The sequence below is a fragment of the Endozoicomonas sp. 4G genome, assembly GCF_023822025.1.
GTDB lineage: Bacteria > Pseudomonadota > Gammaproteobacteria > Pseudomonadales > Endozoicomonadaceae > Endozoicomonas_A.
Genome location: NZ_CP082909.1, coordinates 957,260 through 969,847, shown reverse-complemented (window position 1 = coordinate 969,847; position 12,588 = coordinate 957,260). Strand labels below are relative to the sequence as shown.

The 12,588-nt window shown below is 44.5% G+C and carries 5 protein-coding genes; 2 read left to right on the top strand and 3 right to left on the bottom strand.

What is annotated here, in order from left to right; all coding sequences use genetic code 11:
• The first annotated feature begins 357 nt into the window (after positions 1–357).
• Positions 358–2,811 carry a hypothetical protein gene (locus K7B67_RS03635; RefSeq protein ID WP_252179016.1) on the top strand — a complete coding sequence of 818 codons (2,454 nt, stop codon included), beginning with the start codon at positions 358–360 and terminating at the stop codon, positions 2,809–2,811.
• 13 nt (positions 2,812–2,824) lie between these two features.
• Positions 2,825–5,287, top strand: coding sequence for a hypothetical protein (locus K7B67_RS03630; protein ID WP_252179015.1), 2,463 nt, complete (start codon positions 2,825–2,827; stop codon positions 5,285–5,287).
• A gap of 215 nt (positions 5,288–5,502) precedes the next feature.
• On the opposite strand, the gene tldD is transcribed toward K7B67_RS03630, so the two are convergent.
• From tldD to rng, 3 genes are all read right to left on the bottom strand, one after another.
• Positions 5,503–6,942 carry a metalloprotease TldD gene (gene tldD, locus K7B67_RS03625; protein WP_252179014.1) on the bottom strand — a complete coding sequence of 480 codons (1,440 nt, stop codon included), beginning with the start codon at positions 6,940–6,942 and terminating at the stop codon, positions 5,503–5,505.
• Positions 6,943–7,061: 119 nt separating this feature from the next.
• Positions 7,062–10,991, bottom strand: a complete 3,930-nt coding sequence (locus tag K7B67_RS03620) for a YhdP family protein (protein ID WP_252179013.1) — start codon at positions 10,989–10,991, stop codon at positions 7,062–7,064.
• A gap of 45 nt (positions 10,992–11,036) precedes the next feature.
• Complete coding sequence (rng, locus tag K7B67_RS03615) at positions 11,037–12,509, bottom strand: ribonuclease G (protein WP_252179012.1); 1,473 nt, start codon at positions 12,507–12,509, stop codon at positions 11,037–11,039.
• Positions 12,510–12,588 lie beyond the last annotated feature (79 nt).

The window sequence follows — 12,588 nt, the reverse complement described above, 5'->3', positions numbered from 1 at the left end:
AATAATCTGGTCGTAGTCGCAGTTAATGACCAGCCGCAAGGTGCCAAAATATGCCGTTTTTTTAAGTGCTTGAGGGTTTTCGGGCTGGCACTGCTTAAGACGCTGTGCTTCTATCGAAAGAATATTTCTTCAGCACACTTGATGAATGACTTATCTATTACTAGTCTTTCACTTTCACAACTTACTAACTGACTGAATAATAAGAAAAAATATTACCATTGTTTTATTTTTAGTACTGGCAAAATTTAATCACTGCTAATTCTTAGAGTCTTTAGTTGCCAGTATTGAGCGTGCTCTTTTCAGACGAGCAGCATCAGGACTTACTAAAAAAAATCATGCAGTGAGTTAAATGAAAAAATGGACAAAAAAATGAACTTACCAACTATAAAATCATTAATATTTTTCTTAAGCTTGTTACTGAGTGCTTCACACTCACTGGCTACTGGATCAGTCGCTCTTGGGCATCAATCCGTTTTAACTCCGACTTTCGCTAGAAAATCGTTTACCCAAGCACTTCCTATTGTAAAAAACAATGCTGACAGAATGCTAATTGATGCCTTTAAGGAAAAAGAAATAGCTGAACTCAAAGGTTGGAAAGACCCCTTTCTTGACAGTAAAACAATGAAATTGACTAAAGAGTTCCAAGAACTCGATTACAAAAAGAACACAGGTGTTTCTAAAAATGAAAAGAATAACTTCTACCCGTTAGCCTACGAAAAAAATGAGGCTGGCAATAGTGATCAAAATAATGATCAAAATAGTGCTCAAGTCTTGAATATTGTTATATCTTTATTGCTTGATACTGCTGACAATATTTTTTTGAAAGGCAATGCAGCTGATATACACGGAATCATAAATCTGGGTAATTCAGATAAACAGGGAGCAGTTGGTAATAAAGATGACCGGTCACCTGAAAAAAATAAAGAACAACCCAAGGGGCAAAACCAACAAGCATCTTCTCAAGTAAAACCGGGCAAGCGCAAGCTAAATGAGCAAGAAGAGCTTATGTTAGAGCTGACACCTCAAGAGGCAGCTGAGCATTTTCTGAATACCATTTATAAACTTTCCAGGGAACATGATTTATCCATCAGAAGAATAATCGAGAAGAAGAAAGATAAGAAACCTGGTTGTATGAAATTTCACGAAAATTGTTACATTACTAGCAGATACGATGTTAAGGAAATATTTGTAGATTTTATAATGTTTATAGAAGGATTATTAAGAGATCAGAAATTTGTTTACAGTAATGACACCAATAAATATCTCCCTGATAAAACAATTAGTAATGAACGAGTCAAAACAATAGATTCGTTATTAAAAGAGTTGTTTACTAAAGAAGGTAAAAGAGAAAACCCTCCTTTTTTTCTGGGCCGCCAATATTATCTTGGATGGTTATTATCCGATTATCTTTATGAGAATTACAAGGCCTTTGATCGTCAGATGGCTTCAGGGTATAAACATATAGGGCGTAAGACATTTCTACTTTTTGAAAGAGTTTTTTATAAAGATGGTTTTTTTTCTGAATTTGTTGATGTTATGAGATTCACTGGCATCCACAACCAGGAAATTGATGAAGGGACTCAGAAATATAGGGATTTAGATTCAGCTATAAAGTGCCAAACTTTTATTCTTCACCCCATAAAAAGTAATGATGAACTTAGAACAGCTTTTAATAAAGATATCATGGAATCGAAATTTAATAGACGCTGGTTAGATACTCTTAATAATATGTTTGAAAAGAAACCAGATTCAGATGGACAGGTTATTGCACCGGACAATGACATTCATCTCAAATTTGGCGAAGAGTTAGAGTATAATTTGAAAAAAATTCCACCCAGTAATCCTCATGGATGTCATTATACAATATTATCAAGCCATCTAATAAATTCAGGAGCTAATGAAACAAGTTCTTATCCTTTCCCCAATTTAACCTTTGATGGTCGTTTCCATGTAATGCCTTTTCTAGATAATGATCTCTGGCTTGAGATGAATTGTACACCTTACTATGATGATGAGGATGGTGTGGACGATTGCCTGGAAAAAGTCTTTGAATCAGTTGATTTAATGATTAAAAATGGGCTTATAGATCATGCCTCCGGTCACAAGCACGTGGATGCACTCTCTGCTACGCATGGTGACCCTGGCGTTCTGCTGGAATTACAAAGGGAGATTGAGAGTAATCCTTATCTAACCAGGGCATTCGGTAATAATGATAAAATCGTTAAAAAAGATGAGCAGCAATGGTATAAATTGTTTTCCGATTATTCTGATATGAGAGGATTAGCCATTAAAAGGATCAATTGGATGATTACTACGTATAATAAACAGTTGGAAAATTTCTTCTATAAAGAAGTGAATGGCCATTGGCTAACAGATTCAGAAAAACTGGATAGGCTTAAACAGTTTGCAAATATATATAGTCATTTTGTACAGATGACCCCTTTACAAACTACATTTGGAAGAACAGATGATCCAAGTATGGATAAATATACGGCTATATCTTTGTTGCATATTCCAGGAACTGAGTTTATCGAACCTTACTCCACAATAGAGTTTCGTTTTTTTCGTTGCCCTGAAAATCTTCGGGAGTTAAAACTCATTAATCGGTTTTTAACCGCCTGGTTTAAATATATCCTTGACCGTCGAATGCAAAACCAGCCGATTGAGCCTGTACCGGACGATGTTAAAGCCAGCAAAGATTACACTGATGAAGAAGTTCTTCAATATACTACTCAATACTTGCAAATGCTGGGACTGAACCCCAGTGATTATCATAGCTTTCTGAATAAATTATCTAAAGACCTTCATTGAGTTAAATAAACAAATGGACAAAGAAATGAAATTTCCAACTATAAAACCATTAATATTTTTCTTAAGCTTGTTACTGAGTGCGTCACACTCACTGGCTACTGGATCAGTCGCTCTTGGGCATCAATCCGTTTTAACTCCGGCTTTTACTGGAAAATCGTTTCCCCAAGCACTTCCTATTGTAAAAAACAGTGCTGACAGAATGTTAATTGATGCCTTTAAGGAAAAAGAAATAGCCGAACTCAAAGGTTGGAAAGACCCCTTTCTTGACAGTAAAACCATCAAATTGACTAAAGAGTTCCAAGAACTCGATTACAAAAAGAACACAGGTGTTTCTAAAAATGAAAAGAATAATTTCTACCTGTTAGCCTACGAAAAAAATGAGGCTGGCAATAGTGATCAAAATAATGATCAAAATAGCGCTCAAGTCTTGAATATTGTTATATCTTTATTGCTTGATACTACTGACAATGTTTTTTTGAAAGGCAATGCAGCTGATATACACGGAATTATCAATCTGGGTAATTCAGATAAAGAGGGAGCAGTTGGTAACAAAGATGATCGGTCACCTGAAAAAAATGAAGAACAACCCAAGGGGCAAAACCAACAAGCATCTTTTCAAGTAAAACCGGGCAAGCGCAAGCTAAATCAGCAAGAAGAGCTTATGTTAGACCTGACACCTCAAGAGGCAGCTAAGCATTTTCTGAATACCATTTATAAACTTGCTAAGGAGTATGATTTAGACATCAGAAGAATAATCGAGATTAAGACAGTTAAGAAACCTGGTCATGTGAATTTTCACTATGACAATTACATTACTAGCATAGAGGATGTTGAGGAAATATTTGTAGATTTTATATTATTTAAGGAAGGATTGTTAAGAGATCAGAAATTTCTTTATAGTAATGACACCAATAAATACCTCCCTGACAAAACAATTAGTAATGAACGAGTAAAAATAATAAATTCGTTATTAACAGAGTTGTTTAGCCAAGAAAATAAAAGACAAAATGTATTTAAACGTTCGGATCGTCGCTACTATCTTAGATGTTTATTATCCGATTATCTTTATGAGAATTACAAGGCCTTTGACGATAAGATCGCTTCTAAGTATGAACGTATTGGGCGTCATTCATTTCCATTTTTTGAAATAATTTTTTATAGAGACGGTTATTTTTCTGAATTTTTACATGTTATGGAATTTACTTATAACCACAACCAAGAAATTAATGATGAGTCAAAGAGTGAGAAACATGCAGCTGTAAATCGTGAATTTTATAATGTTTTCCCCCTAGTTACCCAGCTAAGAAGTAATGATAAACTTAAAATGACTCTTAATGAAAATATCATGGATCCGATATTTAATAGACACTGGTTAGATACCCTTAATAATATGTTTGAAAAGAAACCAGATTCAAATGGACAGGTTATTGCATCAGACAACGACATTCATCTCAAATTTGGCGAAGAGTTAGAGTATAATTTGAAAGATATTCCACCCGGCTATTCAAATAAAGGTCATATTCAAATATTAACAAGCCATTTAATAAATTCAGGAGCTAATGAGACGAGCTCTTATCCTTGCCCCAATTTAACCTTTGATGGTCGTTTCCATGTCATGCCTTTTATTGATGGTAGGACGTGGCTTGAGATGAATTGTACGCCTTACTATGATGGTGAGGATGGTGTGGACGATTGCCTGGAAAAAGTCTTTGAATCAGTTGATTTAATGATTAAAGATGGGCTTATAGATCATGCCTCCGGTCACAAGCATGTGGATGCACTCTCTGCTACGCAGGGTGACCCTGGCGTTCTACTGGAATTACAAAGGGAGATTGAGAGTAATCCTTATCTAACCAGGGCGTTCGGTAATAATGATGAAATCGTTAAAAAAGATGAGCAGCAATGGTATAAATTGTTTTCCGATTATTCTGATATGAGAGGATTAGCCATTAAAAGGATGAATTGGATGATTGATACCTATAATGAAAAGTTAGCCAATTTACCCTATGAAGATGTGAATGGCCATTGGCTAACAGATTCAGAAAAACTGGAGAGGCTTAAACAGTTTGCAAATATATATAGTCATTTTGTACAGATGACCCCTTTACAAACAATATTTGGGCACATAGATAGTTTAAAGATGGATAAATATATGGCTATATCTTTGTTGCATATTCCAGGAACTGAGTTTATCGAACCTTACTCCACAATAGAGTTTCGTTTTTTTCGTTGCCCTGAAAATCTTCAGGAGTTAAAACTGATTAATCGGTTTTTAACCGCCTGGTTTAAATATATCCTTGACCGTCGAATGCAAAACAAGCCGATTGAGCTTGTATCGGACGATGTTAAAGCCAGCAAAGATTACACTGATGAAGAAGTTCTTCAATATACTATTGAATACTTGCAAAAGCTGGGACTGGACCCCAGTGATTATCATAGTTTTCTGAACAAAGTATCCAGTGCAGCCAAGCTCTGATATCCGTACACCCCTCGTTCCCACGCCCTGAGACTGTCGCAAAACTCTGGTTCCCATGCTCCAGCGTGGGAACGAGTGGCCAATAAAGACCGTGCCCGGCACCCTTCGACTCCGCTCAGGGTGAACGGAGTTTGGGTGCCATTAATAGAGGGAACCCGTCAATTACATTGAAACCGTGTACTAGGGGGGCAGCCCCCGCATAGTTAACAACCCAATCAGGCGGTCCCGCCCACGGTGATTTCATCAATCTTGAGTGTGGGCTGGCCGACACCAACCGGCACCGACTGACCGTCTTTACCGCAGACGCCAACGCCCGGATCCAGCTCCAGGTCATTACCAACCATTGAGACCTGATTCATCACATCAGGCCCGTTGCCGATCAGGGTAGCGCCTTTAACCGGAGTGGTGACCTTGCCATTTTCAATCAGGTACGCCTCACTGGTGGAGAATACAAATTTGCCAGAAGTAATATCGACCTGACCACCGCCCATATTGGCGACGTAGATCCCTTTATCAACACTGGCAATAATTTCACCCGGATCGTTTTTGCCAGCCAGCATGTAAGTGTTGGTCATTCGTGGCATGGGCAGATGAGAATAAGACTCCCGACGTCCATTACCGGTTGGAGCAACACCCATCAGACGGGCATTCAGCTTATCCTGCATGTAACCTTTTAGAATACCGTTCTCAACCAGCACCGTTGCTTCGGTTGGCACACCTTCGTCGTCCAGATTCAGGGAACCTCTGCGACCTGCCAGCGTGCCATCATCAACAATGGTACACAGTGGCGAAGCGACTCTTTCACCGATACGGCCTGCGTAGGCAGAACTGCCCTTACGGTTAAAGTCACCTTCCAGACCATGCCCCACGGCTTCATGCAGCAGCACACCCGACCAGCCCGGAGCCAATACCACCGGCATGGACCCGGCTGGAGCGGCAACGGCTTCAAGGTTCACCAGAGCCTGTCGCACCGCTTCACGGGCGTAGCCCAAACCTTTATCGTCGTGGATAAATTGCAAATAATCACCACGGCCACCACCGCCGGCAGAGCCTCGCTCAATACGGCCATCCTTCTCGGCAATAACACTGACACTCATGCGAACCAGCGGACGAATATCCGCTGCCAGAGTACCGTCAGAAGCCGCCACCAGAACCACTTCATGGGCGCCCGCCAGACTGACATTGACCTGCTTAACTGCTGGGTCGGCTTTCCTGGCTTCCTGATCAACCGTCTTGAGTAGAGCGACTTTATCTTCACGGGTCATGGAATCCAGAGGGTTATCCGTGCCATACAGAGCCAGAGGCTGACTGCGGCTCCAGGCCTGAATCTGATGTTCCTGACCCAAGCGGGCAATACTGCGAGCCGCACCCGCTGCCTGCTCCAGGGCCGGTAAAATGATTTCGTTGGAATAGGCAAAACCGGTTTTCTCGCCACTGATAGCCCGTACACCCACGCCCCGGTCTACGTTGAAGCTGCCTTCTTTGATAATACTGTCTTCCAGCGCCCAGACTTCGTGGCGTGTGGACTGAAAGTAGAGATCCGCGGCATCAACCGAATGTCCGAGAATACTGTCGAGCACCCTGCCCAACTCGTTGTCACCGATATTTGCCGGCGCCAGCAAATGATTTCGCGCCTGTGTAAGAATGTCGGTCATAGTTTTTTCAGGCCTTTGCTATTATCCATAGCCTGCTCCTGTTTATCCGAAGCAGACATACATCGTTGTTTGAAGATTGTCACACCTATGGATGGAAAAAGCATTCCAATTTTGCTTAATCATTTTTCTGGCTTAGCTTTTTCCGGCTTAGCTTTTTCCCGCTTTGGAGTTTCCGTCTGCTGGGGTTTTCGGGCTTTGCTCGAAAATAACTGATCCAGGGTGACTTCAGGATTATCAAAAGAGCCTTTGATCCGGTAGCGAATGCTGGCCAGCTGATCCACCTGTTTACCTACCAGCACATCCGCCAGATAAATCAATCCGGCAACCTGAGGTGCAGACCCCAGCAAAACACTGAGTATTGGCAAATTAGACGATACTGGAAGTGTAACCACCAGGCTCATATCCATACTTTGAGCGACGGTATCGACACGACCATCCAGCTTGAAGTCCGACGAAGGGCCCTTAATTTCCAGAGGCTTATCAAAAGTGATCATTCCTTCGTCAAATTGCACCACTCCATCCAGACGGTCAAAGCTGATGCCTTTTTCGTAGAGGTCAGAAAAATCGAGACGCAGACGCCGGGTCAGCGCCTCCATATTCAGGATACCGAATAGCTTTAAGGCTCCGGCCCCTCCTTCCAGTTTCTGCAAAGTACCACTTTCCAGCTTCAGGCGAACGGTGCCCGTCAGTGACGCCATATTGATACCCAGCGGCGTACCATCCCAGGCCAGCTGCCCCTGAACAGTCATCTTTTTTGCTGAAACAAACGGTGAAATACCCAAAGCTTCCTGTAGTGCCTGAACTCCGGATCCCGTCAGGCGTTCAGCAAAAGAAGTCTTGTGCTGGCCATGGATGAAGGTCCAGTCCAGGTCTCCGGATAGCGTCACTTTCTTCAAGTTGACTTGCAAATCCTCAATGCGTTTGCCATCGGGAAAAGGTCTCAAACCAAAAGAAACTGAACCCAGATTCTTGCCACCCAGTTTAAGGGAGTCTATGGAAATATCAGCATCAGGCAGTTCCGCAGGCCTGATATGATCCAGTACACCCCCTTGCCTGGCAGTGGTTTTTTTCTCTTCCGGAAAGTGCAGTTTTTTCAGATTCAACTGGTATGGCTGCCTGTGATCCTCAGGGATCACCAGACTGCCATCTATCTTGTCACTGCTTAGCACGAGACGAGTGCCACTGTGCTCATGAGACAGGTTAAGCATCAGGTTATTCAGCGTCTTTTTATCGAAGAGGAGTTGATCAATCTTCAATTGCCGAACTTCAATCTTGCTTATCAGCGTCTTTTCTGTTTTGTCACCCGGCTGCCCTTCAAATTGTTGCTTCCAGGGGGTCAGATCCAGTTTGGGTATATGACCGGATAGTACAACCTGACCGGGCTTCATGGCTGGCAGTTTATCTTTATCACCCAAAAGAACGACAGCAGACTCATACTTAAAACCATCACCAAACTGAATTCTGGCCTGACCGGTTTTACCAAAAGTGATATCCAGCAGGGCATCTCGATGGGCGAATTGATTAAAACGCAGTTCAAATGGCAGTGTCTGGTCAGCCGTTACTTTTAAAGGAGCCGGAAGCTCAACTTCCATGCCTTTCAGGTCACTGGTGATATTTAACTGAAGGCCAGCAGGCCGACCACCCAGTATCAATTCGCCCTGATAGCCAGTGTCACCTTCCAGAAAACTGAGGGCATCGAGCTGGAGCCATTGCTGAAGTCCTTCAGCAGAAACAGAACCCTTCCAATTGAAGTGGATTTCAGGCTCTCCTTTATTGGCTTTATTGGCCATATTAGTGTAAATACTGCCTTTGACCGAATCTCCCAGAAAATAGCCTTGCAGGTTTTCCGCAGACAATCCGTTATCAGTACTGAAATTCAAGGCTCCCTGAATGTCTTCAATCTGAATGTCAGCCGCATCTATGCCGAAATACGCGTCTGATGTTGCCACACTGACGTTTACCGAGGTATTCATGGCCTGTTTCAGTGGAATCGCTAAATGGATGCTGCCATCCAGGTCGCCACGAATTGTCCACTGCTTTGCCTCTCCCTTCAGCCGGTTGTTAACGGGCGTCTCAGTCAGCAGCTTTTCCAGATCCTGACCGGTAGCGGCCACCTGACCAGAGATGATCAAATCCAGATGGTTATCCAACACCAGATCAGCCTGAACATGACTGAGTTTTGCCTTCAATGACTTTGCGGACTCGATATCAATTTTGATGTTGTCGTTATCCACCCAGACCCGCCCCCGGCCGTCATAAACTTCAGGCCAGTCAGGGTGATAATCCAGACGTGCGTTATTGACATCGAAATAGAGTTCCCACTTCACATCGTCAGGGTCGTCCGTCTCTTCCACCGGGCCATCGTAGCTAAAGCGCCCTTCATAGATTTCTGCCCCTTTGATACTGGTATCCAGCCAATCGACCAGCGTTTTTGAAAGCGCAGGCAGCTGAGTGGGAATATATTTCGGGGCATAGCTGGCATCGCCGTTTTTCATGCCCACATTGAGATCCATGACAATGGGCTTCTCCCCATCCAGAGGAATATCGAGCCTCAGCTGACCACTGAGATCACCCTCGGGGGCTTTTACGGTGATATCATCGCTGCTGAGCTGAAAGAGATCTTCCTTATCCAGAACATCCCAGCTCAGCCTTGCTTTGGCACTGTCAAAGTGCCAGACCTCCCGAAACAGTTCCGTCAGTCCCAAACTGAAAGGTTTGGTATCCAGATCAAAATAGCCGCTGATCATGCCCATTTTCAGGTGACCATTGACGTTTGTAGCAGACGGCGCCCCTTCCCAGGCTGCCACTGAAACGCCTTTCAGATCGGCAGAGAGATCCAGCTGCTCCCGTAACGGCCTGTCGGGATAATAGCGGGCGGAAAGGCTCTCCAGCTCACCTGACGGGTTGAGAGTGGAAAACAGTTCATCTGCCAACTCGGGCATCAGCCGGGTACTGACCAGAAACGATTTGAGTGCGGCCAGATCAACAGAGTTGACCGAAGTCGTGTACATCGACTCTCTGTCCCTTTCGCCATGAATCTCGATGTTAAGACCCACAGTATGATCACCGGATGTAAGACTCAGGTTTTGCAGCCCCAGCTGCCAGTCGGTACTGCCAACCAGGTAATCACTGCTCAGTGACAGCTCAGCGGACAGAGCAGCGCCTGGCACTACTTGCTGATCGTTCTGGTAGACAATGGCTGGCAGATTCAAATCGCCCTGCAACTGCCATTGACCATCGAGATATTGCCAATGGGCATCCAGATTCAATAGCGCGGTTTTTAGCTGAGCTGTTTTTAGCTGAGAAAAGAGCGCCGACCAGGGAGCCAGATCCAGGACACTGGTCTTGATAAGCCCGGACCAGGCCATCTCCTCTCTTTCAATCCCCTTGCCCTGTGCTTTGAACTCAAGAGCCCCTTGTTGAGTCACTATTCGGGTCTCAAGCTGCTTCAGCCCTGGCGTTTCTTCAACGATGGAAAAATAGCGGGTATCAAGAATCAGCGGCTCGCTGCCAAAGGGCTGCATTGTGAAGGAAAAGTTGGTGACATCAATGTGTTCCTGAAGCTGCAATAACTCCAGGGTTTTGTGCAGGTCAAAGTCCTTGCCATCGTCACGGATGTATTGGACACCCCTGAGGGACCACACGCCATCACTGTCACTCTCTACGGCCAGAGTGACACCGTCGGCTTCCAGGTAGGAAAAGACCGGAGCCCGGTTCATCAGGCTGGCTTTCAAATCCAGCTCAAGATCGAGGCGCGAAATCGCAAAAGCGGGCGCTTCAGAGGTATTCCCCCGAAGCGTCAAACCTTTAATGTTAACGGTAGGACTGCCCCCGGCCCAGTCAGCTTCCAGCTGATCGACCGCGAAAGAGGTGTCGAGGGTATCGTTAAGATAGTCAACCAGGTAGTCATGAAACAAAGGCAGGGATCCGATAAATATCCGGATTCCTGCCACCAGCAACACGATTAACAGAAGCACCACCATGACCAGGCGGAAGCTCCATAAAGCGGTAGACTTAAGGTAAGTCACCAGCCCTGAATCTGACCTCATGAAAAATCAGGCCACCTGTTGTTCATGAACGCATCCCTATTTAGGTTATACCAGCACCACATCAAACTGTTCCTGACTGTATATGGGCTCAACCTGAAAACGAATCGGTTTTTGAATAAACTCTTCGAGATCCGCCACGTTATTGGACTCTTCATCCAGCAGACGATCCACGACCTGCTCGGACGCCAGAACCGTGTAACTCTCGCTTTCATAAGCTCGAACGGCTCGAAGAATTTCTCTGAAAATTTCATAACACACAGTTTCAGCTGTTTTCAGTGTGCCACGACCATCGCAGGTTGGACAGGGTTCACACAGTACATTTTCCAGTGACTCCCGTGTTCTCTTGCGGGTCATTTCCACCAAACCCAGCTCACTGACTCCGGTGATATTGGTTTTGGCGTGATCTTTCTCCAACGACCTTTCGTAGGTTCTCAGTACCTGTCTCTGATGCTCAGGGTCTTCCATATCAATAAAATCGATAATGATAATCCCCCCCAGGTTTCGCAGTCGTAACTGCCGGGCAATGGCGACAGAAGCTTCCAGGTTGGTTTTAAGGATCGTTTCTTCGAGATTACGATGACCAACAAAAGCGCCGGTATTCACATCAATGGTGGTCATGGCCTCGGTCTGATCGATGATCAGATAGCCACCTGACTTCAACTGCACCTTGCGACTGAGCGCCTTGTTAATTTCGTCTTCGACCCCGAACAAATCAAAAATAGGGCGTTCACCGGGATAATATTCCACTCTGCCGTCCACCAGCGGTACCAGCTTTTTGACAAACTTGTGTACCTTGTTGAAGGTTTCCCTGGAATCAATCCGGATTTTCTCGATGTCCGGCTCCACCAGATCACGCATGGTTCTCAGGTGCAGGGGCAGGTCTTCATAAATCGTGGCGGGTGCCGTACTTTCCCTGACCGTTTCTTCAATGGTTTGCCATAACCGTCTCAGGAAAAGAATATCGGCCTTCACTTCTGCGTCGGTAATACCTTCGGCTGCGGTTCTGAGAATAAAGCCGCCCTTGCCATCTTCCCCGTCGTCTTTCATGCCCTGTTCAACGAGATTTCTGAGACGATCGCGCTCTTGGGAATCTTCAATGCGCAGGGAAATACCCACATGATTATTATGAGGCATCAAAACCAGATAACGAGCCGGGATAGAAATATGCGTGGTCAAACGGGCACCTTTTGTCCCCAAGGGATCTTTGGTGACCTGGACTACCAGTGACTGGCCTTCATGCACGAGTTCAACAATGGGCCGCTCCGACGGACTATCACTGTCTTTTTCACTGCGGGGCACAATTTCACTGGCATGAATAAAAGCCGCTCTTTCAAGACCGATATCCACAAAAGCCGCCTGCATACCGGGCAACACCCGAACCACTTTGCCTTTGTATATGTTACCGACGATGCCCCGACTGCAGGCTCTCTCTATATAGACTTCCTGAAGCACCCCATTCTCAACCAGCGCCACACGCGACTCCATTGGCGTGATATTCATCAGAATCTCTTCACTCATTCCCTTCCCCTTGAAATACTTGAAAACGTTTTGCCAGATCGCAGGTAACACGACCCGACAGGGAAGCTGTTGTACAGTC